The 26,175-nt window shown below is 73.1% G+C and carries 24 protein-coding genes; 12 read left to right on the top strand and 12 right to left on the bottom strand.

Annotated features, from left to right (window positions below; all coding sequences use genetic code 11):
* Positions 1-10: 10 nt before the first annotated feature.
* The 3 genes from ACF068_RS14440 to ACF068_RS14430 all read right to left on the bottom strand — a co-directional run bounded on the left by ACF068_RS14440 (position 11) and on the right by ACF068_RS14430 (position 2,463).
* Positions 11-247 (bottom strand): helix-turn-helix domain-containing protein, encoded by a 237-nt coding sequence (locus ACF068_RS14440; protein WP_392274546.1) that lies wholly within the window; start codon positions 245-247, stop codon positions 11-13.
* A 505-nt stretch (positions 248-752) separates the two neighbouring features.
* Positions 753-1,334 carry an HD family hydrolase gene (locus tag ACF068_RS14435; RefSeq protein ID WP_392274545.1) on the bottom strand — a complete coding sequence of 194 codons (582 nt, stop codon included), beginning with the start codon at positions 1,332-1,334 and terminating at the stop codon, positions 753-755.
* Positions 1,335-1,347: 13 nt separating this feature from the next.
* Complete coding sequence (locus ACF068_RS14430; protein WP_392274544.1) at positions 1,348-2,463, bottom strand: helix-turn-helix domain-containing protein; 1,116 nt, start codon at positions 2,461-2,463, stop codon at positions 1,348-1,350.
* Positions 2,464-2,852: 389 nt separating this feature from the next.
* Here ACF068_RS14430 and ACF068_RS14425 point away from each other — a divergent pair, with 389 nt between their 5' ends.
* Positions 2,853-2,984, top strand: coding sequence for a hypothetical protein (locus ACF068_RS14425; RefSeq protein WP_392274543.1), 132 nt, complete (start codon positions 2,853-2,855; stop codon positions 2,982-2,984).
* Position 2,985: 1 nt separating this feature from the next.
* A complete protein-coding gene (locus ACF068_RS14420; RefSeq protein WP_392274542.1) occupies positions 2,986-4,104 on the top strand; it encodes a methyltransferase domain-containing protein in 1,119 nt (372 codons plus the stop codon).
* Between the two features lie 262 nt (positions 4,105-4,366).
* On the opposite strand, the gene ACF068_RS14415 is transcribed toward ACF068_RS14420, so the two are convergent.
* Positions 4,367-5,236, bottom strand: coding sequence for an NmrA/HSCARG family protein (locus ACF068_RS14415; RefSeq protein ID WP_392274541.1), 870 nt, complete (start codon positions 5,234-5,236; stop codon positions 4,367-4,369).
* 793 nt (positions 5,237-6,029) lie between these two features.
* Between ACF068_RS14415 and ACF068_RS14410 the strand changes: the two genes are divergently transcribed.
* Positions 6,030-7,775: a glycoside hydrolase family 6 protein gene (locus ACF068_RS14410; protein WP_392274540.1), complete on the top strand. Its 1,746-nt coding sequence runs from the start codon at positions 6,030-6,032 to the stop codon at positions 7,773-7,775.
* A 67-nt stretch (positions 7,776-7,842) separates the two neighbouring features.
* On the opposite strand, the gene ACF068_RS14405 is transcribed toward ACF068_RS14410, so the two are convergent.
* Complete coding sequence (locus ACF068_RS14405) at positions 7,843-8,871, bottom strand: LacI family DNA-binding transcriptional regulator (protein ID WP_392274539.1); 1,029 nt, start codon at positions 8,869-8,871, stop codon at positions 7,843-7,845.
* A 343-nt stretch (positions 8,872-9,214) separates the two neighbouring features.
* Between ACF068_RS14405 and ACF068_RS14400 the strand changes: the two genes are divergently transcribed.
* The 7 genes from ACF068_RS14400 to ACF068_RS14370 all read left to right on the top strand — a co-directional run bounded on the left by ACF068_RS14400 (position 9,215) and on the right by ACF068_RS14370 (position 17,675).
* On the top strand, positions 9,215-10,558 hold the full coding sequence (locus ACF068_RS14400; protein WP_392274868.1) for an ABC transporter substrate-binding protein: 1,344 nt from the start codon (positions 9,215-9,217) through the stop codon (positions 10,556-10,558).
* A 366-nt stretch (positions 10,559-10,924) separates the two neighbouring features.
* On the top strand, positions 10,925-12,004 hold the full coding sequence (locus tag ACF068_RS14395) for a carbohydrate ABC transporter permease (RefSeq protein ID WP_392274538.1): 1,080 nt from the start codon (positions 10,925-10,927) through the stop codon (positions 12,002-12,004).
* Positions 12,001-12,849: a carbohydrate ABC transporter permease gene (locus tag ACF068_RS14390; RefSeq protein ID WP_392274537.1), complete on the top strand. Its 849-nt coding sequence runs from the start codon at positions 12,001-12,003 to the stop codon at positions 12,847-12,849. The genes ACF068_RS14395 and ACF068_RS14390 overlap by 4 nt, the downstream gene beginning before the upstream one ends.
* A 65-nt stretch (positions 12,850-12,914) precedes the next feature.
* Positions 12,915-14,357, top strand: coding sequence for a GH1 family beta-glucosidase (locus tag ACF068_RS14385; RefSeq protein ID WP_392274536.1), 1,443 nt, complete (start codon positions 12,915-12,917; stop codon positions 14,355-14,357).
* A gap of 86 nt (positions 14,358-14,443) precedes the next feature.
* The gene (locus ACF068_RS14380) at positions 14,444-15,754 is read left to right on the top strand and encodes an ABC transporter substrate-binding protein (RefSeq protein WP_392274535.1); all 1,311 of its coding nucleotides are present in this window, start codon (positions 14,444-14,446) and stop codon (positions 15,752-15,754) included.
* A 5-nt stretch (positions 15,755-15,759) separates the two neighbouring features.
* Positions 15,760-16,860, top strand: a complete 1,101-nt coding sequence (locus ACF068_RS14375) for a carbohydrate ABC transporter permease (RefSeq protein ID WP_392274534.1) — start codon at positions 15,760-15,762, stop codon at positions 16,858-16,860.
* The gene (locus tag ACF068_RS14370) at positions 16,857-17,675 is read left to right on the top strand and encodes a carbohydrate ABC transporter permease (protein ID WP_392274533.1); all 819 of its coding nucleotides are present in this window, start codon (positions 16,857-16,859) and stop codon (positions 17,673-17,675) included. The genes ACF068_RS14375 and ACF068_RS14370 overlap by 4 nt, the downstream gene beginning before the upstream one ends.
* Positions 17,676-17,747: 72 nt before the next feature.
* Here ACF068_RS14370 and ACF068_RS14365 read toward each other — a convergent pair whose 3' ends face one another.
* The 3 genes from ACF068_RS14365 to ACF068_RS14355 form a co-directional block, all read right to left on the bottom strand.
* Positions 17,748-19,268 (bottom strand): cellulose binding domain-containing protein, encoded by a 1,521-nt coding sequence (locus tag ACF068_RS14365; protein ID WP_392274532.1) that lies wholly within the window; start codon positions 19,266-19,268, stop codon positions 17,748-17,750.
* A 154-nt stretch (positions 19,269-19,422) separates the two neighbouring features.
* Positions 19,423-20,820 (bottom strand): sensor histidine kinase, encoded by a 1,398-nt coding sequence (locus ACF068_RS14360; protein WP_392274531.1) that lies wholly within the window; start codon positions 20,818-20,820, stop codon positions 19,423-19,425.
* Positions 20,821-20,929: 109 nt separating this feature from the next.
* Positions 20,930-21,619, bottom strand: a complete 690-nt coding sequence (locus ACF068_RS14355; protein ID WP_392274530.1) for a response regulator transcription factor — start codon at positions 21,617-21,619, stop codon at positions 20,930-20,932.
* Between the two features lie 69 nt (positions 21,620-21,688).
* On the opposite strand from ACF068_RS14355, the gene ACF068_RS14350 reads away from it, so the two are divergent.
* Positions 21,689-22,249 carry a hypothetical protein gene (locus ACF068_RS14350; RefSeq protein ID WP_392274529.1) on the top strand — a complete coding sequence of 187 codons (561 nt, stop codon included), beginning with the start codon at positions 21,689-21,691 and terminating at the stop codon, positions 22,247-22,249.
* Here ACF068_RS14350 and ACF068_RS14345 read toward each other — a convergent pair.
* The 3 genes from ACF068_RS14345 to ACF068_RS14335 form a co-directional block, all read right to left on the bottom strand.
* Positions 22,246-22,380, bottom strand: a complete 135-nt coding sequence (locus ACF068_RS14345; protein ID WP_392274528.1) for a hypothetical protein — start codon at positions 22,378-22,380, stop codon at positions 22,246-22,248. The two genes, ACF068_RS14350 and ACF068_RS14345, sit on opposite strands and share 4 nt — an antisense overlap.
* A gap of 103 nt (positions 22,381-22,483) precedes the next feature.
* Positions 22,484-23,350 carry a spermidine synthase gene (locus tag ACF068_RS14340; protein ID WP_392274527.1) on the bottom strand — a complete coding sequence of 289 codons (867 nt, stop codon included), beginning with the start codon at positions 23,348-23,350 and terminating at the stop codon, positions 22,484-22,486.
* Positions 23,351-23,407: 57 nt separating this feature from the next.
* The gene (locus ACF068_RS14335; protein WP_392274526.1) at positions 23,408-23,860 is read right to left on the bottom strand and encodes a hypothetical protein; all 453 of its coding nucleotides are present in this window, start codon (positions 23,858-23,860) and stop codon (positions 23,408-23,410) included.
* 254 nt (positions 23,861-24,114) lie between these two features.
* Here ACF068_RS14335 and ACF068_RS14330 point away from each other — a divergent pair, with 254 nt between their 5' ends.
* Positions 24,115-25,455 (top strand): tetratricopeptide repeat protein, encoded by a 1,341-nt coding sequence (locus ACF068_RS14330; RefSeq protein WP_392274525.1) that lies wholly within the window; start codon positions 24,115-24,117, stop codon positions 25,453-25,455.
* Between the two features lie 64 nt (positions 25,456-25,519).
* Here the strand turns inward: ACF068_RS14330 and ACF068_RS14325 are convergent, their stop codons facing one another.
* Entirely contained in the window at positions 25,520-26,116 is a 597-nt protein-coding gene (locus ACF068_RS14325; RefSeq protein WP_392274524.1) for a histidine phosphatase family protein, read from the bottom strand.
* Between the last annotated feature and the right edge of the window lie 59 nt (positions 26,117-26,175).

The raw sequence follows: 26,175 nt of genomic DNA, 5'->3' as shown, positions 1-26,175 counted from the left end.
GGGCAGGGGTCTACCTCACCAGCTCGGCGAGGGGGACCCCAATCGCGTCGGCGATCAGGATGAGGGTGTCGAGCGTGGCGGACTGATGGCCCTGCTCGATCCGGTTGTACCCCGGCCGCTCCATCTGGCAGATGTTCGCGACGGCCTCTTGCGTGAGGTTCGCGTGTAGGCGAGCGGCACGAATCTGGTCCCCGATCTGGCGCCGACGGGCAACGACCCAGTCAGGCGAGGAGGACGAGCGCGGCACCTCTCCACGCTCGCGGTCTCAAGATCGAAAAGCTGTGCAGTCAAGAATACATTGCGCGATCACATGGGTGGAGTGTACAAAGATCCGGAACCCTCCACTCCGCAGTCCGGCCACCCCGGAACCAGCCCCCCAGGCGAAACAGGGGTGGCCAACAACGCCCCCGCTCCGGCGGGGGCGTTGCCATGCGCGCGTTGCGGTAAGGGGGTTTTCTACTCAGGCCAGGCAGGGCAGCACGATCTTTCCCAGGCCTGTTCCCGCGGGAACACAACCCCACCGGCACTGGCATTCAGTGGTTCGTACTGGCATCGAAAGAGCCCCATTTGGACCTATTTTCAGCATCAGGCCAGGTCAAAGGTAGGTAACAAAACTGGTTCGAGTCCCGTTACTCACCCTTGTGGATCAGCCGGTGGCCCGTGTGACGGGTCACCGGCTGTTTCGTTGTACGCGGAAGCCCGTGAAGCCCCCTTTCGCCACCGGGCGGGAGGGGGCTTTGCTCATGGCCCGCTCAGCCGCGCGTCTCCCCCAGGGCGGTACGCAGCCAGTCGAGCCCGTTCTGGTCCAGGAGCTCGTCGGCCAGGCTCTTGGCGGTCCCGGTGACGAGCCGGCCCCGGCTGTTGTCGATCCACCGCTGGGCGTTGCCGTAGCCCTGTTCCTTGTACTCGATTCCTTGGAGCAGGCACTCCAGCTTGTCCGCGTCGCGGGCGCACACCGCCTCGGGGGATTCCTTGTCCTCGTACTCGGCAACCAGATCCCGGATCACCGAGGCCAGCGGCTCGGGCATCCCCACCGTCTGGTCCTCGGTCACCGCGCGCGGATCGGCTGCGCCGCCGTACTTCTTGCCCAGGTGGTTGACATCCCCGGTACGGGTCTCCTGTGAGTCGTGCCACACGGCCATCAGGGCCGCCCTGGCCGGGTCGGCACCTTCGAGCTGCGCGATGACCGACGCGATCAGGGACGTACGCCACGCATGCTCGGCCACACTCTCGGGATCGCGCACCCCCGCCATCCACCACCCGGTGCGGCGGGCGTGCTTGAGCGTCCCCGCCTCGAACAGGAAGCGCGCTACCGCGGACAGGTCTTCAGCCACCGTCCGTCTCCTCTCACGCCTCGGCGAGGCGGATCGCGTACCGGATGCTCTCCAGCTCTCGGCGAGCCAGCGGCGAGAGCTCCCGGCCATCCAACATCATCGGGAGGCGGGCGCGTAGGGCCTCGGCCGGTGCCGACTGCTTTCGCAACAGGTTCGGCCGGACCGTGAGCAGGGCCCACATGGTGTGCACATTGAGGTCGAAAAAGCCGTGCTCGGGCGTCAGACCGCGCACCAGGTGCTGCATGAGCCGGTCCCCGGTCCAGGGGCCGGGCCGGGACTCGGCGATGAAGTCGTCGCTCAGCTCGACGTGCGTGGTCTCGCCGACCCAGTACGCCCAGTAGTTCAGGTTGGCCGCCTCACTCGCATCGTCGTCCAGCAGCCCGCCGATGAAGTGCCCCAGACGCTCACGGTCCCCCTGTCGGGCGGCGACCGCCGCGACCGAGCGGCTGTTCAGCCAGCCGGTCAGCCAGTCGTCGGGCCGCTCGCTCCGCTGCTGGTGGTCCAGCCAGTCGGAGGTGTCCGTGGCCGTGTCGTAGCCGGCCAGGTACAGGGCCTGACGACGCAGCAGGAAGTGCTCCGCCCCTCGGGACCGTTCAGCTGTGCGGCGCATGCGGTCGAAGAAGCGGCGGCGGTCCGTGGAGCACATCTCCGGGGCGGTCGGCACCGGGCCCCGACGGGGCCGAGGCGGGGCAGGCAGCTTGCGGAGGGGCGATGGGGCGATGCCGTTCAGTGGCCAGGCGATGACTTCGACCAGGTCGCGTTGCATGACCCATGCCCCGAGTGTGCTGTCCTCCGGCGGCGTGTCCTCGTCCAGGACACCGGCCAGGAGGACGTCCGCCTCCATGGCCCGATCAAGGGCCAGCAACAGAGAGGACGCGGCACCGAGCCGCAACAAACGGTGCCGCTGCACGAGCATGTGTCCGGCCGGCACCGACGTCAACGGGCGTCGGCCCGATTCCCACCCGGCGATGGTGTCGACGGAAACCTGAAGCCGACCGGCCAGCGATTCCTGCGTCTGCCCCAGCTGCTCTCGAATCAGCCGGAACGTGTACCCCGACACCAGGCCGCCGCGCCCACGAGGGTGACTTCCCTGACCGTTGGTCAGGGTGGATCGCTGGCTGCCGAGCATGGCGCCCCCTTGCTCGCGATGGTGCGACGTCAACCGGTACCCACGGTCGGTTCAGGCCGACGCCGCCACTCTCTACCGTCGTCGTCAGTGATGAGCAGCAACTCAGCGTAGCGAAAGGGGTCTCACCATGGAGGCCATCGACCGGGCCGGGGGAACGGCGGCCGAGCGAGGACCTGCCGGGCTGCCCTTGTGCTGGGCACCCATGCCGGGGCAACCCTGCCGCTGCTGCACGCTCCGGCCGGGTCACGAGGGCGACCACTTCCACGAGTACTCCGGAGCGGGGTGGCCCCGGCTGCCGGGCAGGGCGCCCCGGCCGGGTTCGCCCCGCGCATCCTTCCGCAACCGCTGAGCCCCGTCACATCCGACGACCACTCACCCAGGAGGTAGACATGAGCGACACCACGAACGCCGACGGCGGCAAGCACGGCGGCCGGCCGTCCGACAAGCCATGGACCCCGCCCACTCCGCCGTCCCCCGGCGGCTCCGGCCCGCACAAGTACGCCGACACCGACGGGAGCTGATGTGACCGCCGCCCCACTGGGCGAGCACGCCGCGCTCGTGGAGAACCTCTACGGGCGCGGCCTGCTCGACGAGACATGGCGCGCCGTCTGGCACGCCGTCCCCCGCGCACCGTTCATCCCCCGCCAGGCCTGGCGCCAGGGCACCACGGCGTGCGAGCCGCTCATGACCGAGGACGAACGCCTGGGCCTCGTCCACTCCGACGAGCCGGTCGTCATCCAGGTCGACGACGGCGCGCCCGACGGGCCCGGCGTCGCCACCTCGTCCAACAGCCAGCCGTCGATGGTCGCCCGTATGCTCCGCCTGCTCCTGGTCGAGTCCGGGCACCGGGTGCTGGAGATCGGCACCGCGTCCGGCTACGTCGCGGCACTGCTCTGCCGCCGGGTCGGTGACTCACGGGTGTACAGCGTCGAGATCGACCCCGGCCTCGCCCACCACGCAACCGCCGTTCTCCGTGCGGCCGGGTACCGGCCGAACCTGGCGTGCGGGGACGGGGCGGGGGGCTGGCCCGACCAGGCCCCGTTCGACCGCGTCCTCGTCACCTGCGCGCTGCGGACGGTCCCGCACCGGCTCGTACGGCAACTCGTCCTGGGCGGCGTCCTCGTCGCGCCCCTGGCCCGGGACTTCTGGAGCGGCGCGGTCATCCAGCTCACCGCCGACGGCAACGGCGGCGCCGCGGGCCGGTTCCAGGGAGGCGCCTCGTACATGCCGATGCGCTCCCACCGGCCACCCGCCCTGAAGCAGGTCGACACCACCACCTGCCGGACGGCGGCCGCGCGCCTCGATCCCCGCGCGCTGCTGACGCTCGGGTTCGCGCTGTACGCCGGGACTCGGCTCCCCCGGGTGCGCATGGTCCACGCAGACCGGGCCGACGGCGCACAGGTGTGGTTGCAGGACGAGGACGGCTGCGCGGCGACGGCCGTGACCGGTGAGGACGCCTACGAGTACGGCGTACGGAGTCTCTGGCAGGAGGTCGAGCGGGTGCACGAGGAGTACCTCGCCCTCGGCTCGCTCGAGGCCCGCGACTTCGGGGTGACGGTCACGGCCCGCGGACAGCAGGTGTGGCTGCACCACCCCGAACGGATCATCGAGCCCGCGCCGGTCCACGGCCCCGCCGCATGAGACGTCCCGGCCGGCCGCTTCCCCCGTCGCGGCCGACCGGGCCCACCGCAGCGTGATCACGTAGGCGAGGAATGCAACCAGACCCGTGTCCCGTCAGGTGCCCGTACGGACCCCCTGCCCACCCGGGCGGGCAAGGCGAACCAGGCCGCCACGCCCGAAGCTCAACGGCCGCCCGCGCGGGGCGCTCGGCCGGAATACCCCGGCCGAGCGCTCGCATGAACCGCTACCGGTCCGAGGCGAGCCACGTGCCGGCCACGTGCGCTCAGTCGACCGGCCAGGTGCGCTCGGCCGCCCAGGCGCCGAAGCGCTGCCAGCCGATCTCCGGAAAGTCGCGCCGCAGCGCGTCCACGTCCACGTCGAGGCCGACCTCGGTGAAGTACCGGAACATCGCGGCGAGATCGGCGGAGAACGCCTCGACGCGGGCGATCGGCAGCCGCTCGAAGACGATCGGCCTGCCGCACACCCCGGTCAGCGCCTCCGCGATCTCGGGACAGGTCAGCTCGTCGGAGGCGATGTCGATGCGCCGGCCCGCGAACTCCTCGGGCCGCGCGAGCACATGGGCGGCAAAGGCTCCGATGTCCCGCGCGGGAATCAGTGTCAGCGGCCGGTCGGCCGGCATCGGCAGGACGAATCGGCCTTCACGCAGACCTTCCAGCGACCACTCGACCGTGTAGTTGTCCATGAACGCGGCCGGACCGAGGATCGTCCACGGCACACCCAGCCCGCGCAGGTGCCGCTCGATGCGGTACTTGCTGTCGAAGTGCGGGATGCCCGTGTCCCGGTCGGCGTGCGCGGCCGAGGTGAACACGATGTGCCCGATGCCGCGGGCGGCCTCCAGCAGGCCGATGCCCTGCCGGACTTCGGTCTCCGGGTCGGAGCCGAACGGCGTGGACATCGCGAACAACCTGTCGGCGCCCTTCAGGGCGGCCTCCAGCGACTCGCGGTCGTCGAAGTCGGCGGCGAGCACCTCGGCGCCGAGGACCCGCAGCGCCTTGGCGGCGGCCGAGTCGGGATCGCGGGTCAGGGCGCGGACCTCGAAGCCCTGGTCGAGCAGCGAGCGGGCGGCCGCGCCGCCCTGGGCACCGGTCGCTCCGGTAACGGCCACCACGGGCCGAAAGGATTCCTTCGTCATGCCTCCACTGTACGACACATTCACTGCGTGGCGCAGATATTTAGAGGTTCCATCGCCGAGCGCCGATCTCCCGCAGGAGTCCCGCCACGTGTCCGCCCGCCTCGGCCACCGGGTGTGGCTGCACTACCCGGAGCGCGTCATCGAAGCGGCCCCGGCGCCCGGCCCAGCCGTGTGACACCGCCCCGGCCGGCCGCCGCGCGCTCGCCGGTGACGGGCCGGCGCCCCGGGTGCGGCAACCTTTCCGCGCGTGGCGGCGACCTGGGGGTGACGGGTTCACGGGGGCCGGCCGGGGCGGCGACGAGGTGGGCACGGTGGCTTCCTTTCGACGGGGGGTCCGCCGTCGGACCGGGGGCAGCGCGGTCCGGGCGGGGTGACGCGTCGTGCACAAGCCTTGTACCAGTGGAAGGCCAGTGGGAGCGCTCCCACTATGGGGAGAGGGAGACGGAGGGTCAAGGGGGTTGAAGAGTCGAAGAAAATCGAAGGAGAAAATTGACGGCCCCTCTGTTCCTTGGCGGAACTTGCCGCTACGGTCTGCTCCACCAGTGGGAGCGGTTCCATTTCGGTCGGCGCACGGTCAGGTGCCCGCCCGGGTCGTACGCGGCACGGGCCAGCCGGGTTCGCTCCTCCCCCGCCCGCCCCGTCAGGGGTGGCAGCGGCGCGGAACCGTACCGCATCCCCGTTCCCCGTACGCCATTGCTCTGCGACGTCGGCACGTACCGCACATATCCGCACCATTCGTCACCGGGCCGCGCCTCCATCGAAGCGCGCCCACGACCGAGAGGTAGTACCGGACATGAGCCGCACCAGAACCGCCGCACCCCCCTCCCGCCGCCGGACCGCCCTCCTGGCCGCCTGCACCCTGCTCGCGGCGACCGGGGCCACCGCCACCGCGCTGACCACCACGGCCGGCGCCGCCGCCCCCGGCTGCCGGGTCGACTACCGGGTCACCAACCAGTGGAGCACCGGCTTCGGCGCCGACGTCACGGTCACCAACACCGGTGACCCGGTGGCGTCCTGGACGCTGGAGTGGACCTACGCGGGCAACCAGCGCGTCACCCAGGCCTGGAACGCCACGACCACCCAGTCCGGTGCCGCGGTCACCGCCAGGAACGCCCCGTACAACGGCAGCCTGGCCACCGGAGGATCGACATCCTTCGGCTTCAACGCCTCGTACAGCGGCACCAACGCCGTCCCCACGGCCTTCAAGCTCAACGGCGTCACCTGCAACGGCGGCCCCACGGACCCGACCGACCCCACGGACCCGCCCACCGACCCGCCGCCCTCCGGCAGCCGCGTCGACAACCCCTACGCGGGCGCCAAGGTGTACGTGAACCCCGAATGGTCCGCGAAGGCCGCCGCCGAGCCGGGCGGCAGCCGGGTCTCCCAGCAGCCGACCGGCGTCTGGCTCGACCGGATCGCCGCCATCGACGGCGTGAACGGCGGCATGGGCCTCCGCGACCACCTCGACGAGGCACTGCGCCAGAAGGGCACCGGCGAACTCGCCGTCCAGCTCGTCATCTACAACCTGCCGGGCCGCGACTGCGCCGCCCTCGCCTCCAACGGCGAGCTGGGCCCGACGGAGATCGACAAGTACAAGACCCGGTACATCGACCCGATCGCCGCGATCCTCGCCGACCCCAAGTACGCGGGCCTGCGGATCGTCACCACCGTGGAGATCGACTCCCTGCCCAACCTGGTCACCAATGTGACCCCCCGCCCGACCGCCACGCCCAACTGCGACGTGATGAAGGCGAACGGCAACTACATCAAGGGCGTCGGGTACGCGCTGAACAAGCTCGGCGCGATCGGCAACGTCTACAACTACGTGGACGCCGGCCACCACGGCTGGCTCGGCTGGGACGACAACTTCGGCGCGTCCGCCGAACTGTTCAAGCAGGCCGCGACCGCCGAGGGCTCGACGGTCTCCAACGTGCACGGCTTCATCGTCAACACGGCCAACTACAGCGCGCTGAAGGAGGACCACTTCAGGATCGAGGACTCCGTCAACGGCGTGTCCGTGCGCCAGTCGAAGTGGGTCGACTGGAACCGGTACACCGACGAGCTGTCGTACGCCCAGGCCATGCGCGCCAAGCTGGTGTCGCTCGGCTTCGACCAGAACGTCGGCATGCTGATCGACACCTCCCGCAACGGCTGGGGCGGTACCGCGCGCCCGGCCGGTCCGGGCGCGACGACCAGCGTCGACACGTACGTCAACGGCGGCCGCTACGACCGGCGCATCCACCTCGGCAACTGGTGCAACCAGGCCGGAGCCGGTCTCGGTGAGCGCCCGAAGGCGGCCCCGGCGGCGGGCATCGACGCGTACGTGTGGATGAAGCCGCCGGGCGAGTCGGACGGGGCGAGCCGCGAGATCCCGAACGACGAGGGCAAGGGCTTCGACCGGATGTGCGACCCCACGTACACGGGCAACCCCCGGAACAACAACAACATGTCGGGCGCTCTGCCGAACGCCCCGCTGTCGGGCCGGTGGTTCTCGGCCCAGTTCCAGGAGCTGATGAAGAACGCCCATCCGGCGCTCTGACCCCGCCCCGGACCCCGCCCCCGGTGACCGCACGGCGGCCGCCGGGGGCGGACGGGCGCGCGGGGCGTCACGTCGAGTCGCGGACCACCAGTTCGGTGGGCAGGACGACCCGGCAGGGTTCCGGGCCGGCGCCGGTGATCTCCTGGAGCAGGGCGCGGGCCATGCGGCGGCCCATCTCCTCGATCGGCTGGCGCACGCTGGTCAGCGGCGGGTCCATCAGCCGGGCCACGGCCGAGTCGTCGACCCCGATGAGGGCCACGTCGTCCGGGACGCGCCGGCCCGCCTCGCGCAGCACCCCGCGGGCACCCGCCGCCATCACGTCCGAGGCGGCGAAGACGCCGTCCACGTCCGGGCAGCGGTCCAGCAGCTCGCGCATGGCGCGGCGGCCGCCCTCCTCGGTGAAGTCGGCGGCGGCCACCAGCCGGTCGTCGGCCGGCAGCCCGGCCGCCTCGACGCCCTGGCGGTAGCCGTCGAGCCGGCAGCGCGCCACGTACATGTCCAGCGGCCCGGTGATGGTCGCGATCCGGCGGCGGCCCCGGCCGGCGAGGTGGCCGACGGCGGAGCGGCCGGCGCCCACGTTGTCGGAGTCGACGTAGGCCACGGGTTCGCCGGCGGAACGGCGGCCGTTGAGCACGGCGGGCAGGCCCAGTTCGCGCGCCAGGTCGGGCAGCGGATCGTCCGCGTGGACGGAGACGAGCAGTACGCCGTCCACCCGCTGGGCGGACAGGTACTGCTCGAACCGCTGCCGCTCCTTGCTGGACCGGATCAGGGTGAGCAGAAGCTGCATGTCCGCGTCGGCGAGCTCGGTGCTGACGCCCCGGATGATGTCGAGGAAGTACGGCTCGGCGAACAGGCGGGCCTCGGTCTCGGGGATCACCAGGGCGATGGCGTCCGTACGGGCACCGGCCAGCGCGCGGGCGGCGCGGTTGGGGACGTACCCCAGCTCGGCGATGGCCTGGCCGACCGCCTCCTTCGCCCGGTCGCTGACCCGGGGCGAGCCGTTGATCACCCGCGACACGGTGCCGCGTCCGACCCCCGCCCGGGCCGCGACCTCCTCCAGCGTGGGTCTGCCGGTCTGCCGTCCGCTCACCGCCATCGGTCTCCCATCGAACGCCGAACCCCGCAACGGGGTGGTGACTGTCGTCACCGTCAACCTAGAGGGTGCCCCTGCGCCGGGGCCAGCGGGAGTACCGGTGCGGAGAACCGGGGTGGGAGCGCTCCCACCGTAGAGGAAAGCCGCCCGCGCCGCCAGCGGCGACGATTTCCCGCCCATGTCTTGACACCCGCCCCCGCCAGGCAGCAACCTTCCGGGCATGGCGGTGTGGGAGCGCTCCCACCGCCCGGCACCGCTGTCCGACCCGGCCGCCGCCGAGCCGCTGAACGCCGACCCGGACCCCTTTTCGCGCGCACACCGGCACCACCTGGACGAGGAGAGTGGAATGCGCACTACCAGCAGTACGGGCAGACCCCGCCGCCCCGGATCCGCGGCCCTCGCGGCGCTCGTGGCCGGCGCGGCCCTGATGGCCGGATGCAGCACCGACGACGGCACCGCCGACGGAGCCGCGGGCGGCGGCAAGATCACCCTGCGCGTCGGGACCTTCGGCTCCTTCGGCTACGACGACAAGAACGGCGCCAAGCTGTACGCCGAGTACGAGCGGCTCCACCCGAACATCACGATCGTCGAGTCCAACGTCGCCGACGGCCAGAAGTACTGGGACACGCTGAAGCTGCGTCTCTCCCGCAACAGCGGCCTCGCCGACATCCAGGCCATCGAGGTCGGGTACATCGCCGAGGCGACCGGCCCCGCCATGGCGAACAAGTGGGTGGACCTGTCCAAGACCGGTGGCGCCGACACCTCCGCCTACCTGGACTGGAAGGTCAAGCAGGCGACGACCGGCAACGGCTCGGTCATCGGCCTCGGCACCGACATCGGCCCGATGGCCATCTGCTACAACAAGGACCTCTTCGCCAAGGCCAAGCTGCCCACGGACCGCGCGAAGGTCGCCGAGCTGTGGGCGGGCGACTGGGCGAAGTTCGTCGCGACCGGCAAGACGTACCAGAAGAACGCCCCGGCGGGGACGGCCTTCCACGACTCGGCCAGCGGGCTGTTCAACGCGGTGCTCTCCAGCCAGCCGCAGCAGTACGCCGACGAGGAGGGGGAGCTGGCCTACGAGGACAGCCCCGGCGTCCGCAAGGCCTGGGACCTCGCCGTCGAGGCCGCGCGGAGCGGCATCACCGCCAAGCTGCGGCAGTTCGACGAGAAGGGCACGTGGAACGCCGGGTTCAAGAACTCCCGGTTCGCCACCGTCGCCTGCCCGAGCTGGATGACGGGCATCATCAAGGACCAGGCCGGCCCCGCCAACAAGGGCAAGTGGGACATCGCCGCCCCTCCGGTCGCCGGCAACTGGGGCGGCTCCTTCCTCGCGGTGCCGAAGGCCGGCAAGCACGCCGAGGAGGCCGCGAAGCTCGCCGCGTGGCTGACGGCACCGGAGCAGCACGCCAAGGTGTTCGGGGTCAACGGCAACATCCCCTCCACCAAGGAGACGCTCGCCTCGGCGACGGTCCAGACGGCCAGGATCCCGTACTTCGGTGACACCCCCGTCGGCCGGATCTACTCGGAGGCGGCGGCCGGGATCCGCCCCGCGCCGGTCAGCCGCTATGACGGCCAGGTGAAGACCTTCATCACCGACAACGGCATCCTCGACATCGAGCAGCGCGGGACGGCGCCGGACACGGCATGGCAGAACGTCAGGAAGCTGGTCGCCGACAAGATCGACCAGTAGCCCCGGTACGCCGCCGGCCGGGCCCCGGCCCGTGGACGGAGCCCGCCATCGCCCCCGGCGGCGAGGGGACGTGGAGGGTCGTCCCCGCGGCGGACCGGCGGCGCCGGGCGTCCACCGAACCGGGTGGGCGCGCCCGCCGGCCGCGTGGGGCGACCCCGGCGGGAGACGGGCCCGGAGGGCCCCGCCCCGGCCCGCGCACCGCGCCCACCCCACCGTCCTCGCCCGTGCCCGTGCCCGTGCCCCCGCCGCGGCCCACGCACCCGCGACCACCCCACCAACCTCGCCCTCGCCCGTGCCCGCGCCTTCGCCTTCGCCTTCGCGCACGCCTCCCCCGCATCCCCGCACCCACCTGGAAGGACGCCCCCCGTGGCCACCTCCCCCCGCGCGACGGCCAACGGCACGTCGCCGCCAGGCCCCCCGGGGCCACCCGCGCCCGAGGCCGCCGGCCCGGCGGACCCGCCCGGCCCGGCGGACCCGCCCGCGACCGGGGGCCCGGGCTACCGGGACACCGGGGTCCCGGGGGCCGAGGCCCCCGCGGGCACCGGCTGGCGCAGCCGCCTCTACCGATGGGACCTGAAGGCGACCCCGTACGTCTTCGTCTCCCCCTTCTTCCTCTGCTTCGCCGCCTTCGGGCTCTTCCCCCTGATTTACACCGGCTGGCTGTCGCTGCACCGCGTGGAGCTGGGCGGGGAGGCGCAGTGGCGCGGGTTCGGCAACTACACGGGGCTGTGGGACAGCGACTTCTTCTGGAACGCGCTGGCGAACACCTTCACCATCGGGGTCATCTCCACCGTCCCGCAGCTCCTGATGGCTCTGGGCCTGGCGCACCTGCTCAACTACAAGCTGCGTGGCCGGGGGTTCTTCCGGGTCGCGGTGCTGGCCCCGTACGCGACGTCCATCGCCGCCGCGACGCTCGTCTTCGCCCAGTTGTTCAACAGCGACTACGGGCTGGTCAACACCGTCCTGGGGTGGGCCGGCGCCGGTCCGGTCGACTGGGAGTCGTCCAAGTGGCCCGCGCAGATCGCGATCTCCGTCATCGTCATCTGGCGGTGGACCGGCTACAACGCGCTGATCTACCTGGCCGCGATGCAGGCCGTCCCCCAGGACCTGTACGAGGCCGCGTCGCTGGACGGGGCGTCCCGCTGGCGCCAGTTCGTCAGCGTGACGATCCCGTCGATCCGGCCGACGATCCTGTTCACCATCGTGGTGTCGACGATCGGCGCCACCCAGCTCTTCGGTGAGCCGATGCTGTTCGGCGGCAGCCTCGGGGTGAGCGGGGGCAGCGGCAACCAGTTCCAGACGCTGAGCCTGCTGATGTACGAGAAGGGCTGGATCACCGGGGCGCTGGGACAGGCGTCCGCGATCGCCTGGGTGATGCTGCTGATCCTGCTGCTGATCGGCGGGGTGCGGCTGCTCGTCGCCCGTCTGAACAGGGAGACCACGTGAAGTTCACGCAGACGGCGGGGCGCCAGCAGCACGCGGGCCCGCTGACGTACGTCCTGCTGGGCCTGGCCGCCCTGGTCTCGCTCTTCCCGTTGTACTGGAACCTCGTCGCCGCCTCGCACACCGGCGAGCGGGTCGTGGAGGCCCCGGCGCCGCTGCTGCCCGGCCCGCGCCTGCTGGACAACCTGACGTTCGCCTGGAACCAGGTGGACATGGGCGAGGCGCTGGTGAACACCACGGTCGTGGCCGGCCTGGTGGCGGTGTCGACGGTGGTGTTCTCCACGCTCGCCGGCTTCGCCTTCGCCAAGCTGCCGTTCCGGGGCCGCAACGTCCTGCTGGCGCTCGTCGTGGCGACGATGACGATCCCGCCGCAGCTCAGCGTGATCCCGCTGTACCGGATCATCACGGACCTGGGCTGGGTGGACCAGCTCCAGTCGGTCGTGCTGCCGTCGCTGGTGGCCGCGTTCGGGGTGTTCTTCATGCGCCAGTACCTGATCGAGGCGCTGCCCGTGGAGCTGGTGGAAGCCGCCCGGATGGACGGCGCGCACAGCCTGCGGATCATCTGGCACGTGGTCTTCCCGGTCGCCCGGCCCGCCATGGCCGTCCTGGGCATGCTGGTCTTCGTCCAGGCCTGGAACGACTTCTTCTGGCCGTTCATCGCGCTCACGCCGGACGGCGACCCGACCCTCCAGGTGGCGCTCGCCGGCCTCGGGTCGGGGAACCACACCGTCGACCAGGCGGTCGTGCTGACCGGCGCGCTCATCTCCACCGTGCCGCTGCTGCTGGTGTTCGCGCTGCTCGGCAAGCACATCGTGGGCGGCATCACCTCGGGCGCGGTCAAGAGCTGACCGCCGGCACCCGATCCCTGTCTCATGACACCTCGCATCCTCCTCAGCGTTGGGAGCGCTCCCGTATGACCGCGTCCGATTCCCTGCCGCTCACCGCGACCCGCCGGTTCCCGCCCGGCTTCCTGTGGGGCGCCGCCACCGCCGCGTACCAGATCGAGGGGGCGGCGGCCGAGGACGGCCGGACCCCGTCCATCTGGGACACCTTCGCCCGCACTCCCGGGAAGGTCTTCGAGGGCCACACCGGGGACGTGGCGGTCGACCACTACCACCGGTCCGCCGACGACGTACGGCTCATGGCGGACCTGGGGCTGACCGCGTACCGCTTCTCGGTGTCCTGGTCGCGCGTGCAGCCGACCGGGCGCGGACCGGCCGTGCAGAAGGGCCTGGACTTCTACCGCCGGCTGGTGGACGACCTGCTGGCGCACGGCATCGAGCCGGTGCTGACGCTGTACCACTGGGACCTGCCGCAGGAGCTGGAGGACGCCGGGGGCTGGCCGCACCGGTCGACCGCCGGGCGGTTCGCCGAGTACGCCGCCCTCGTCGCGGAGGCGCTCGGCGACCGGGTCGGGCGCTGGACCACGCTCAACGAGCCCTGGTGCACGGCCTTCCTGGGGTACGGCTCCGGGGTGCACGCCCCCGGGCGCACCGATCCCGTCGCCGCCCTGCGGGCCGCGCACCACCTGAACCTGGGGCACGGGCTGGCGGTCCAGGCGCTGCGCGCCGCGCTGCCGCCGCGCGCGCAGGCGTCCGTGTCGCTGAACCTGCACGAGCTGCGGCCGCACACCTCGGCGCCGGAGGACCTGGACGCGGTGCGCCGGATCGACGCGGTGGGCAACCGGATCTGGCTGGGCCCCATGCTGGGCGGCGCCTATCCGGACGATTTGCTGCGGGACACCGCGCACCTCACCGACTGGTCGTTCGTCCGCCCCGGCGACCTCACCGACATCGGCCGGCCCCTGGACACCCTGGGCATCAACTACTACACGCCCACCGTGGTGGGGGCGGCCCGCGAGGGCGACGACGCCCCGCGCGCCGACGGGCACGGCGCCAGTGACCACTCGCCCTGGCCGGGGTCGGAGGACGTCGCCTTCCACCAGCCGCCCGGCGAGCGGACCGCGATGGGCTGGGCGGTCGACCCGACGGGCCTGTACGACCTGCTGCTGCGGGTGACGGGTGAGTACCCCGGCCTGCCGCTGCTGGTCACCGAGAACGGGGCGGCATTCGAGGACGAGGTCGCGGCCGACGGTTCGGTGCACGACCCCCGGCGCCTGGCGTACGTGCACGGCCATCTGGAGGCGGTGCACCGGGCCATCGAGGACGGGGCGGACGTGCGGGGCTACTGCCTCTGGTCGCTGCTGGACAATTTCGAGTGGGCGTACGGCTACGCCAAGCGGTTCGGCGCGGTGCACGTCGACTACGGGACGCAGCGGCGTACCCCCAAGTCGACCGCCCACTGGTACGCCCGGGTGGCCCGTTCCGGTGAACTGCCGCCCCTCGACGGGGCCTGACCGGCACCGGCGGGATCAGGCCGGGGCCCTGGTCCGGCGCCGGGGCCCGGGCGTGTCGGGCGGCCGCCCGCGTACACAATCGCCTCATGCGCGCACTCTTCCGCGGGTTCCGGCGACGGGTCCGGGCCCTGCTCCTCGCGGCCGTCGTGGTGCTCGTCGCCGTCCCCGCCGCCGGGTGCGGCGGGGACGGCGACGGGGTGGCCGGCCGGACCGTCCTGACGGTGGGCCTCTTCGGCTCGTTCGGTTACGCGGAGGCGGGTCTGTACGACGAGTACAGCCGGCTGCACCCGGACGTCGTCGTCCGGCAGACCTCCATCCAGCGCAACGAGAACTACTACCCGCAGCTCCTGACCCACCTGGTCAGCGACAGCGGCCTCGCCGACGTCCAGGCCGTCGAGGCCATCAACATCGCGGAGGTGACCGCCACCCAGGCGGACCGGCTGGTGGACCTGGGCGGCGTGGAGGGGGTGCGCCGGCAGGACTTCCTGCCGTGGAAGTGGCGGCAGGCGACCACCCGCGACGGCCGCACGGTCGGGCTCGGCACCGACATCGGGCCCCAGGCGGTCTGTTACCGCAAGGATCTCTTCGCGCGGGCGGGGCTGCCCACGGACCGGGAGGCGGTCGGCCGGCTGTGGGCCGGCGACTGGCGCCGGTACCTGGAGACCGGCGAGCGGTACCGGGCGAAGGCACCGGCGGGCACGGCGTTCACGGACTCGGCGTCCGGCGTCCTGTCGGCCATCACCGGCAGCAGCGCGCGGCGGTACTACGACGAGGACGGCACGGTGGTCTACCGGACGAACCCGGCCGTGCGGGAGGCGTGGGACATCGCCGCCGCGTTCGCCACCGAGGGCCTGACCGCCCGGCTCCAGCAGTTCACGCCCTCGTGGGACCAGGCGTTCGCCAACGGCACGTTCGCCACCGTCTCCTGCCCCGCCTGGATGCTCGGCTACATCGAGGACAAGGCGGGCCCGGCGGGCGAGGACCTGTGGGACGTGGCGGCCGCGCCGAAGCCGGGCAACTGGGGCGGCTCCTTCCTCGTCGTACCGAAGTCCGGGCGGCACCGCGTGGCGGCGGCCCGGCTGGCTGCCTGGCTGACGGCGCCCGCGCAGCAGGCGAGGCTGTTCCAGCGGCGCGGCAGCTTCCCCAGCGCGTCCGCCGCGCACACGCTCCCGGCCGTCGCCGGCGCCCGGCACCCGTACTTCGGCGACGCCCCCATCGGGCGGATCTACACCCGTGCCGCCCGGGACGTCCCGGTGACGATCCTCGGCCCGAAGGACCTGGTCATCGCGCAGAACCTGGCCGACGTCGGCATGCTGCGGGTGGACCAGAAGGGCCGGCGGCCCAAGGACGGCTGGGACGCGGCGGTGCGGACCATCGACAACGCACTGGACCTGTGACCGCCATGGCGAGCGACACGACGACGGCACCGGACGACGACACCCCGGACCGGCCCCGCGCCCCCCGCCCGGACCCGGCACCGCCCGGGCCGGGGTCAGGGACCGGGCCACGGAAGACGGGGGCACGGGGGAAGGGGACGCGCGGGCCGGGTCCACGGAGAACGGGGGCACGCGGATCGGGGCGACGGGGGACGGCGTCACGGGGGCCGGGGGCGCGGCGGGCGGCGCGGTGGGCCCCGTACGCCTACGTCGCGCCCTTCTTCGCCCTCTTCGGCGCCTTCGGGCTCTTCCCGCTCCTCTACACCGGCTGGGCCTCGCTGCACCGGGTGGAGCTGACGGCGCCGTCCGACATGGAGTGGGTGGGGCTGCGGAACTACTCCCGGCTGCTGACGGACGAGTTCTTCCACAACGCCCTGGGGAACACGGTGACGATCGGGGTGCTCTCCACCGTGCCGCAGCTCCTGATGGCGCTCGGCATCGCGCACCTGCTCCACCACCGGCTGCGCGGTTCGCTGTTCTTCCGGGTCGTCGCCCTCACCCCGTACGCCACGTCCGTCGCCGCCGCCACGCTGGTGTTCGTGCTGCTCTTCGGCCGGGACTACGGGCTCGTCAACTGGGTGCTGGGGCTCGCCGGCGTCGGGCCGGTCGACTGGCAGAACGGGACCTGGGCCTCGCGGATCGCCGTGTCGACGATCGTCGTCTGGCGGTGGACCGGGTACAACGCGCTGATCTACCTCGCCGCCCTCCAGGCGGTCCCCGGGGAGCTGTACGAGGCGGCGGCGCTGGACGGGGCGTCGCGGTGGCGGCAGTTCGCGCACGTCACCGTGCCGTCGCTGCGGCCGACGATCCTCTTCACGTGCGTGGTGTCGACGATCGGCGCCACCCAACTGTTCGGCGAACCGCTGCTGTACAACGGCAGCGCGGGCGCGACGGGCGGTTCGGAGCACCAGTTCCAGACGCTGGGGCTGTACCTGTACGAGCAGGGGTGGGTGAACCTGCACCTGGGCCGCGCCTCGGCCATCGCGTGGACCATGTTCCTGATCCTGGTCCTGCTCGGGACCGCCGTCGCGCTGACCGGCGCCTACCGGAGGAGGAGGGCGGGGTGACCGCTCGTGCGGGCCGGCTGACGTACGCCGCGCTCATCGTCTTCACCGTGCTGTCCCTGTTCCCGCTGGTGTGGACGGCGGTGGCGGCGTCCGGCACCGGCGGCCGGCTCGCGGCGACACCGCCGCCCCTGTGGTTCGGCGACCGCCTCGCCGGCAACCTGGCCGTCGCCTGGACGGACGGCGGGCTGGGCCTGGCGCTGGTCAACACGACGATCGTGGCGGGCAGCGTCGCGGCGGGGACGGTGCTGTTCTCCACGCTCGCCGGCTTCGCCTTCGCCAAGCTGCGGTTCCGTCTCCGGGAGCCCCTGATGCTGCTGGTGATCGGCACGATGATGGTGCCGCCGCAGCTCAGCGCGGTGCCGCTGTTCATGCTGATCGCCGAACTGTCCTGGACGGACCGGCTCCAGGCCGTCGTCCTGCCGGCGCTGGTGAGCGGCTTCGGGGTGTTCTTCATGCGCCAGTACCTGGTGACGGCGCTTCCCACCGAGCTGGTCGAGGCGGCCCGGGTGGACGGGGCGAGCGGCCCGCGGCTCGTGTGGCACGTGGTGTTCCCGGCCGCCCGGCCGGCGATGGCGGTCCTCGGCATGCTGACGTTCGTGATGGCCTGGAACGACTTCTTCTGGCCGGTCATCGCCCTCACCCAGAGCAATCCGACCGTGCAGGTGGCGCTGACGAACCTGGGCCGCGGCTACGTCCCGGACCAGGCGGTCGTCATGGCGGGCGCGCTGCTGGGCACGCTGCCGCTGCTGCTGGTGTTCGTGGTCTTCGGCCGGCAGATCGTCGGCGGCATCATGCGGGGCGCGGTGAAGGGCTGAGGACGCGCGGGGGAAACGGGGCGCGCTCCGGCCGGGTGGGGGGCGAGCCCGGCCGGAGCGCTGGAGGGGTGGCTACTTGTAGGCGGCGAACGCCTTGGTGAAGGCCAGCGGTTGCTGGAGGATCGAGCTGCACGTGGCGTCCGCGTGGTTCACGGCACCGGCCGCGCACTGCTTGTCACGGGTCGAGGACCACATGGCCAGCCATCCGAGCCCCTTGGACTTCGCGAAGTCGACGAGCTGGGTGGCGTCCTCGACCGTGAAGACCTCGGTGGTGACGTCGTTGACGCCGATCATGGGGGTGACGGCGACGGTCTTCCAGGCGGCCGCGTCCGAGAGTCCGAGCACGCCCTTGACCTGGGCCTGGGTGGCGGTCGCGGCCTGGATGGCGTACTGGCCCATGTCGCCGCTGTACGCCGGGCCGTAGTCCATCGCCATGATGTTGACGGCGTCGGTGCGTACGCCGTTCTTCCTGGCGTCGGCGAGCAGGTCCACGCCGGGCTGGGTCAGGCCTTCGGGCATGACGGGCAGCGTGAAGGAGACGTCCAGGCCGGGGTGCGACTTCTGGAGCTGCGCGATGGCCTGGGAGCGGCGGGTGTTGGCGGCGGTGTCTGGGAGGGCCGCGCCCTCGATGTCGAAGTCGACCTTGGTGAGGGCGTACTGGTCGACGACCTTGCCGTACGCCTTGGCGAGGTCGGTGGCCGTGGCGCAGTTGAGGGCCAGTTCGTGGCCGGCGGCGCCGCCGAAGGAGACGCGCACGTCACCGCCCTTGGCGCGCAGGGCGCCGATCTGGGCGGCGACCTTGTCGTCGGCCAGGGCGGTGACGCCGCCCCACAGGGGGGCGCAGGAGCCGCCGGAGGTGATGAAGGCGAGGGTGAACTCCTTGACGCCGGTCTTGGCGGCGGTGTCGAGCAGGTCGTACGCGGGGTACAGCGAGGTGTCGACGTAGGGGGCGAACCGGGCGGCCGTGCCCTGCGCGGGCGGTGGGGTGGAGGCGGTGGGGGTGGGGGTGGGGGTGGGGGTGGGGGTGGAGGCGGTGGGGGTCGGGGTGCTCGCGGTCGGGGTGGGCTTGGCGGTGGCCGTGGGGGTGGGGGTGGGCTGCTCGGTGGGGCGGCCGCTGGGCTGCGGTGTGGTGCCGCCGCCGGGCGCGCAGGCCAGGTCGTCGATCCGGCACCCGGCGGGGTCGCCCGCGGTGCCCGACGCGCCGGCGACGAAGCCGACCGTGACGGAGGCGCCGGGGGCGAGCTGCTTGTTCCAGCTCGCGGGCTTCACGGTGACGTGCTGTCCGTCGACGGTGTGGTCGCCGTTCCACAGGGAGCCGAGCTTCGTCCCGGCGGGCAGGTCGAATTCGAGGGTCCAGCCGGACCGGGTCTCGCCGGTCTCGTTGGTGACGACGTACTGACCGGTGTAGCCGCCGTTCCAGGAGCTGGTCCTGGTGTACACGGCACCCACGGCGGCCGCCTGGGCGGTGCCGGTGAGGGCGAACGCCGCGCCGCCGGCCACCGCGGCCGCCAGGAGCGCGCCGATCGCCTTGTTCCTGCCGCTGACCCTGCGCCGGTGCGTCGCCCTGCCGCCCGTGGTGTCCGTGCTGCCCATCGCGTGCCTGCCTCTGTGTTACTGGGGGGTTTGGTGGTGCGGCAGCACGCTAGCGAGACGGAAACGGACAAATGTCCACTACGGGGCGGCGGTTGGAGAACTTAGGTTCCGCTTAAGGAAGGCATGGGGGCGGATTAATGCTGGGCCGGTCCGGTCAGTGCGGGGCCCGCCGGCGGCGCCGCATCCGGTGGCCGCGGCCCCTCCCCCGCCGCTCGACCGTCCCGCCCCGGCCGTCCAGCCCGATCCAGACGCGGACCTCCGTACCGCCGAGCACCGAGCGGCCGATGCGGACGTCCCCGCCGGTCGACTCGGCGACCCGCCGCACGATGTCCAGGCCGAGCCCCGTCGACCCGTCCCGCGCCCCGCTGTTGCCGCGCTCCAGGGCGGCCTCGGGATCGGCGATGCCGGGTCCCGCGTCCGAGACCAGGATGATGACGGCGTCGTCCCCGTTGTGGACGTCGACCGAGAAGGCGGTGCCCTCCGGGGTGTGGCGGAAGACGTTCCCGAGCAGGGCGTCCAGCGCGGCGACCAGTTCGGGGCGCGCGACGGGGATGCGTACGGGCCGGTCGACGCCCGCGAGGCGGACCTTGCGGCCCTCGTCCTCGGCGAGCGCGGACCAGAAGTCCATCCGTTCCCGTACGACCCCGGAGGCGTCGCACCCGGCGCCCGGGCCGGCCGCCTGGGTCTGCGGCTTGGCCTGCCGTGCCGTTCGGATGATGGTGTCGACCTCCCGTTCGAGCTGCTCGACCGCCGCCCGGGTCTGGTCGGCGGCCGGCCCGTCGCCGAGCGAGGCGGCGTTGAGGCGCAGCACGGTCAGGGGCGTGCGCAGCCGGTGGGAGAGGTCGGCGGCCAGCTCCCGTTCGTTGGCGAGGAGCTGGACGACCTGGTCGGCCATCGAATTGAAGGCGACGGCGGCGGACTTGAGCTCCGGGGGGCCCTCCTCCGGCACCCGGGCGCCGAGCCTGCCCTCGCCCAGGTCGTGGGCGGCACGGGCGAGCCGCTGGGCGGGCTGCACCATGCGGACGCCGAGCCGGTCGGCGACGGCGACGGAGCCGATGACCAGCGCGAGGCCCACGCCGGCGAGGATCAGCCAGGCGGTGGTGAGGCCGTTGGAGACCTCCCCCTCGGGGACGTACACCTCGACGATCGCGATCTGGCCGGTGCTGATGGCGGTCGGCTGAAGGAGGGCGTAGCCGCCGGGGACCTCGGTGGTGGAGGCGCGCGGCACCCGGCGGACGGTGTCGAGGTCCTCCTCTGTGGCCCGGCCGGTGCCGATCTCCATGGCGCGGGCTCCCGGCCGGCCGGGCGGCGCCGGGATGTGGACGGCGAGCCGCCCCGCGGCGCCGGCCTGCGTGGAGGCGACGGCCCGGTCGAGCTGGCCGCGGTCGGTGGTGATGGACAGGGAGGTGCCGATGGCGGCGGCCTGCCGTTCGGCGTTGGTGAAGGCCCGGTCACGGGCCATCTCCTTGATGACGAGCCCCAGCGGCACGGCGAACGCGGCCACCACCATCACCGTGACGGCCAGCGCCACCTTGACGAGCGCCCACCTCACCGCACTCGGCTCGCTTCTCCGCCCGCGCGGCGCAGAGGTGCGGCTTTCGCGGTCGTCCGCGGCCCGGCGGCCGCCCCGCCGCGGCAGCGGCTGAGGTCACGGTCGACGCTCACTGCGGCGGCTCCAGTTTGACGCCGACACCCCGGAGGGTGTGCAGGTAGCGGGGTTTGGCGGCGGTCTCGCCCAGTTTCCGCCGCAGCCAGGAGAGGTGGACGTCGATGGTCTGGTCGTCCCCGTACGACTGCTGCCACACCTCGGCGAGCAGTTCCTTGCGCGGGACGACCACGCCGGGCCGGCCGGCGAGGAAGGCCAGCAGGTCGAACTCCCGGCGCGTCAGGTCCAGGCGTACGCCGTCCAGTTCGGCCTGGCGCCGCAGCGGGTCGACGGTCAGGCCGCCGACCTGGAGGACGCTGCTCGGCGGGGCCTCGCCGGCGGTGGCGCGGGACCGGCGCAGCACGGCGGCCATCCGCGCGGACAGGTGCTCCACGGAGAACGGTTTGGTGAGGTAGTCGTCGGCGCCGTCGTTGAGGAGCCGGACGATCTCGGTCTCGTCGTCCCGGGCGGTCGCGATGATCACCGGTACGTCGGTGATGCCGCGCAGCATCTTCAGCGCCTCCGACCCGTCCAGATCGGGCAGTCCGAGGTCGAGGATGACCACGTCGAACCGGAAATGGGCGACCTCGCGCAGCGCCTCCAGTGCCGTGCCGACGCTCCGTACGGTGTGGGAGGCCTCGGTCAGGTGCCGGATGAGGGCGGAGCGCACGAACTGGTCGTCCTCGACCACGAGCACACTTGCCATGGGCGGCACCGTACGCCATACGGCGGAATGAGGGGGACCGGTGTTGACCTCTGGGGCGTGTGGTGCAGGATGGCCCGGATGCGTAGAGGACTGGTACACGCGGTGGCGTGGTCGCTCGCCACGGGCGCGGCGGTCACCCTGTCGTGGTGGGGCGTCCACACGGTGATGGCCGGTACGGCGTACGACCCGCCGCGCGCCCTGCCGATCACGGCCGACCGTCCCGCGGCGAGCCCGAGCGGGTCGCCCCGGGTCTCGTCCACGCGCCGCCCGCAGGCATCCCCCGCCCCGAGCCGCACACCGGCCCCGGTGTCCTCCGCCGCTCCGAGCCGCCGCACGCCGCCGGTCTCGTCCTCGCCCCCGCCCCGGCGCCCGCCGTCACCGGCACCGAGCACCCCGCCCGCGAGCACGGGTGCCGTGAAGAGCTACACGGTCGACGGCGGCCGGGTGGCCTTCGACATCGGTGCCGCCTCGGCGGAGCTGGTCTCGGCGACGCCGGCGCCCGGCTGGCAGATGCAGGTGTGGAAGCAGCCGACCTACATCCGGGTGACGTTCAGCCGGGACGGCCGGGAGAACGACGTGTTCTGCACCTGGCACGACCACGCGCCGATGGTGCAGATCGACGAGCGCTAGTCCAGTCGGCCGTCGGCCCGGTACGACTTCGTCCAGGTGGCGCCGCAGCGGCAGCGGTAGTGCTCGACGAGTGCGCCGCTCCTGGTGACGCCCATGCCCTGGTGGACGCGGACGTGGACGTGCGCGGCCATGACCGTCCCCTTTCCGCCGGTGTGTTCCTCTTGGCCGATTCTCGGCTCGGCGTCCGGTTCCCGGCAAGAAGCTGTCCGATAGGCGGACGGGACCGGCCGTCGGTCACTCGAACACCGCGGCGGGCGGTACGGGTGAGTCCTTGGCGCTCGCGTCGGTGACGGCGGCCGCCCCGCCCGTGAAGTCGGCCAGCCCCCGGCCGTGCTCGACGCGCCCGGGGTGCGGGTCGGTGGCGACCCGCCGGGTCAGCTCGGCGACGGGCAGCGGTACGGCGGAGGCGAGGAGCACGGCGTTGCCGAACCGGCGGCCGCGCAGCACGGCCGGGTCGGCGGCGAGCGCCAGCTCGGGGAAGACGGCGGCGGCGGTGGCGACCTGGCCGCGCAGATGGGCCAGCGGCGGCCCGTCGGCCAGGTTCGCGGCGTAGTGCCCGCCGGGTGCGAGGACGCGCCGGACCTCCTCCAGGAACTCCGTGCTGGTGAGGTGCGCGGGGGTGCGGGCGCCGCTGAAGACGTCCGCGACGACCAGGTCCGCCCAGCCGTCCGGCACCTTGCCGAGCCCGGCGCGGGCGTCGGCGCCGCGCACCCGGACGCGGGCGCCGGGGTCGAGCGGCAGTTCGCGGCGGACGAGCTGGACGAGGGGCGCGTCCACCTCGACGACCTGCTGGGTGGAGCGGGGCCGGGTGGCGGCCACGTACCGGGCGAGGGTGAACGCACCGCCGCCGAGATGCACCACCTGGAGCGGCCTGCCGGGCGGGGCGACGAGGTCGGCGACATGACCGAGCCGCCGCTGGTACGGGAAGCTCAGCCGGGCCGGTTCGTCGAGGTCCACGTGCGACTGGGGCGCCCCGTCGATGAGCAGCGTCCAGGCCCGCGGGTGGTCCGGGTCGGGTATGAGCTCCGCGACGCCGCCGGCCACGGTCTCGACGACGGCCTCGGCCGCCGCCGCCCGCCCGCGCCGCTTGTTCCTTGCCATCCCCCCATTATCGGCGCCCGGGATCCCGCCCGACCCCGCCCCGGGACGTGTGCGCCGTCACCGGCAGTTGTCGGCGGCCTCGATCAGACGGGCGGCCTCGCCCAGCGCCTCACGGAGCACCACCGGGTCGGTGACCGGCCCGGTGTCCGCCGGCGGGAGCAGCCAGCCGGAACCGGAGACCGGGGGCTCCGGGTGGTCGCCGGCCGGCGCCGGGATCCGCAGGCCGCGCCCGTCCGTGCGCGTACAGGCACTGCCGGGCACGTCCCAGCCCGCTGCGGTGCCGGGGGGCACCAGGAAGCCCAGGGTGTCGCACGACCCGTCGTGCAGCACCGGCCCGACCGCCGGGGCGCCGCCGCGCCGCAGGATGTCGACGGCCTCGAGGCCCTGGCGGGCCGGAACGGTCACCAGGTCCCAGGGCTCGCCCTGTTCGGGCGCGGCGCTCGCGTCCGGCGCCGGCCAGTGCGGCGCGGCGCTCCGTGGCGCGCCGTCGGACCGCGGATTCACCTGCATGCCGACCTCCAACAAGGGATCCCCTCCTCGCTCGAGTCCCCGTGTGGAGACACCTGGCGTCTCTCCACATGGTTCAACGCGCATGCCCGTCAACGGCTACGGCGGCTCGCCGCCGCAAAGGATGGCAGTTCATGGCGGATCGTGGGTGAGATATCCGGTTTGTAGGCAAACACTGTGTGTCCGGCCCGTCACAGCAGGTACGTTCTTGCTCCGCCGGAACAGCGGCTGTGCGGTACGCGGGAGAGGGCTCGGCCATGGCGACGTCACGGACGGTTCCCAACCTCGCCTTCCGCCGGCTGCGCGGGCAGCGCTCCCCGGGGGAGTTCGCGGCCGCGGTCCGCCGGGCCGCCCGGGAGATCGGTGAGCAGGTGGCGTGCGACGCCCGCTACATCGGGCGCGTGGAGTCGGGCGAGATCCGCTGCCCCAACTACGCGTACGAACGGGTGTTCCTGCACATGTTCCCCGGACTGTCCCTGACCGACCTGGGGTTCGCCGCCCGGGAGCAGGTGCGCGGCCGGGCAGCGCGTGCCGCGGCCGCGCACCCGCCGGCGCCGGACACCGACACCACCATCCGGAACGATGAGGAGAGCGACGTGCTGCGTCGCGCATTCATGACGAGCGGCACCGCCACCGTGGCGGCCGCCTCGCTCGGCCTCGGCGGCATCGTCCCCGCGCCGCGCGCCGGCGGCAGGTACGGCGAGACCGAGGTGGGCGCCGTCGAGGAGGCGGTCCGGCGGATCCGGCTGCTCGACGACCGGCACGGCGCCGACCGGCTCTACCGCACGGCCGCCGAGCCGCTCCGTACCGCGTACGCGCTGCTGGACGCGGGGACCGCCGTACGGCAGTCGACCGCCGACCGGATGCACGCGGGCGCGGGCGAACTGGCGCTGTCCGTGGGCTGGCTGGCCCACGACTCGGGCCGGCCGGAGGACGCCCGCTCGCACTACGCCGAAGCCCTGGCCACCGCGCGCGTGGCGGGCGACCACGCGCTGGAGGCGCACGCGTTCTCCAACGCGTCGTTCCTGGCCAGGGACGCGGGCCGGTACCGGGAGGCGGTACGCGCCGCCCAGGCCGGCCAGCGGGCGGCCCGCCACCTGTCCTCGCCGCGGCTGCTGGCGCTGCTGTCCCTGCGGGAGGCGGGCGGCCGGGCCGGGCTGGGCGACCGGGCCGGGTGCGAGGAGGCCCTGGGGCGGGCCCACACGCTGTTCGGGCGCGGCCCGGGCGGCGCCGACCCGGAGTGGATGTCCTTCTTCGGCGAGCCGGAGCTGGAGGCGCTGGAGGCCCAGTGCTGGTCGGCGCTGGGCGACTGGGCGCGCGCCGCCCGGCACGCCCACCGGGCGACGGTCCTCCAGGACCCGCACTTCACCCGCAACCTGGCCCTGTACCGGGCCCAGCTCGCCACCGACCTGGCGCGCGCCGGCGCCCCCGAGGAGGCCGCGTCGGCCGGCGGACGGGTGCTGGACCTGCTGGACCAGGTCCAGTCGAGCCGCATCCGCGCCCTGCTGGACGAGACGGTACGGCTGCTCGCCCCGTACCCGGCCGGCGACGCGGTGTCGGCGTTCGTCGCCCGCCACGCCGCGCTCGGAGCACGCTAGGTCGTGTCCGCGAAGTCCCGCCCGGCCCGCGGTGCCCCAAACGCTCCCCAGGGGTCCGGCCCCGTCAGCCCTCCAGGTGGCCCGTGTCGTTCCAGCGCTCGATCGCGGGGTCGCCGTAGGCCCAGCCCAGGGCGGACAGGCTCGTGGGGTCGAGGCGGATCCGGGCCGCGAACGACACCGGCTCGCCCAGCCAGCGCGCGGCGATGGAGCGCAGGATGTGGCCGTGGGCGAAGACCAGGACGTCCCGGTCGGCCGAGCGGGCCCAGTCGACGATCGTGTCCGCGCGGTCGGAGAGCTGCGCCAGGGTCTCCCCCTCCGGCACGCCGTCGCGCCAGATGAACCAGTCCGGCCGGCCCGCCTTGATCTCGGCCGGCGTCATGCCCTCGTAGGCGCCGTAGTCCCACTCCATCAGCGCGTCCCAGGGCTCGGCGCGGTCGCCGAAGCCGGCCAGTTCGCAGGTCTCCCGCGCGCGCACCAGCGGGCTCGTACGGATCTCCGTGCCGTCCAGACCGTCCCAGGCCCCGCGCTGGAGCCGTTCGCCGAGCAGCTTCGCGCCCCGGCGGCCCTCCTCGAGCAGCGGTATGTCCGTCCTGCCGGTGTGCTTGCCCAGCAGTGACCACTCGGTCTGGCCGTGCCGGGCGAGCAGGATCCGCGGTGCCATGAGGGCTCTCCTGAAGTCTCGCGAGGGGTGTCCCTCCATCATCGCGCACCTGGACTCCG

Source organism: Streptomyces sp. NPDC016309, assembly GCF_043077235.1.
Lineage (GTDB): Bacteria > Actinomycetota > Actinomycetes > Streptomycetales > Streptomycetaceae > Streptomyces.
The sequence above is the reverse complement of the archived record's forward strand: the minus strand, read 5'-3'. Positions and strand labels throughout refer to the sequence as shown.

Bases quoted from the DNA above. Each gene is read 5' to 3' on its own strand.
- ACF068_RS14430 (WP_392274544.1), bottom strand. From the start codon at position 2,463: ATGCTCGGCAGCCAGCGATCCACCCTGACCAACGGTCAGGGAAGTCAC.
- ACF068_RS14425 (WP_392274543.1), top strand. From the start codon at position 2,853: ATGAGCGACACCACGAACGCCGACGGCGGCAAGCACGGCGGCCGGCCG.
- ACF068_RS14415 (WP_392274541.1), bottom strand. From the start codon at position 5,236: ATGACGAAGGAATCCTTTCGGCCCGTGGTGGCCGTTACCGGAGCGACC.
- ACF068_RS14410 (WP_392274540.1), top strand. From the start codon at position 6,030: ATGAGCCGCACCAGAACCGCCGCACCCCCCTCCCGCCGCCGGACCGCC.
- ACF068_RS14405 (WP_392274539.1), bottom strand. From the start codon at position 8,871: ATGGCGGTGAGCGGACGGCAGACCGGCAGACCCACGCTGGAGGAGGTC.
- ACF068_RS14400 (WP_392274868.1), top strand. From the start codon at position 9,215: ATGCGCACTACCAGCAGTACGGGCAGACCCCGCCGCCCCGGATCCGCG.
- ACF068_RS14385 (WP_392274536.1), top strand. From the start codon at position 12,915: ATGACCGCGTCCGATTCCCTGCCGCTCACCGCGACCCGCCGGTTCCCG.
- ACF068_RS14380 (WP_392274535.1), top strand. From the start codon at position 14,444: ATGCGCGCACTCTTCCGCGGGTTCCGGCGACGGGTCCGGGCCCTGCTC.
- ACF068_RS14375 (WP_392274534.1), top strand. From the start codon at position 15,760: ATGGCGAGCGACACGACGACGGCACCGGACGACGACACCCCGGACCGG.
- ACF068_RS14365 (WP_392274532.1), bottom strand. From the start codon at position 19,268: ATGGGCAGCACGGACACCACGGGCGGCAGGGCGACGCACCGGCGCAGG.
- ACF068_RS14355 (WP_392274530.1), bottom strand. From the start codon at position 21,619: ATGGCAAGTGTGCTCGTGGTCGAGGACGACCAGTTCGTGCGCTCCGCC.
- ACF068_RS14350 (WP_392274529.1), top strand. From the start codon at position 21,689: ATGGCCCGGATGCGTAGAGGACTGGTACACGCGGTGGCGTGGTCGCTC.
- ACF068_RS14345 (WP_392274528.1), bottom strand. From the start codon at position 22,380: ATGGCCGCGCACGTCCACGTCCGCGTCCACCAGGGCATGGGCGTCACC.
- ACF068_RS14340 (WP_392274527.1), bottom strand. From the start codon at position 23,350: ATGGCAAGGAACAAGCGGCGCGGGCGGGCGGCGGCGGCCGAGGCCGTC.
- ACF068_RS14335 (WP_392274526.1), bottom strand. From the start codon at position 23,860: ATGCAGGTGAATCCGCGGTCCGACGGCGCGCCACGGAGCGCCGCGCCG.
- ACF068_RS14330 (WP_392274525.1), top strand. From the start codon at position 24,115: ATGGCGACGTCACGGACGGTTCCCAACCTCGCCTTCCGCCGGCTGCGC.
- ACF068_RS14325 (WP_392274524.1), bottom strand. From the start codon at position 26,116: ATGGCACCGCGGATCCTGCTCGCCCGGCACGGCCAGACCGAGTGGTCA.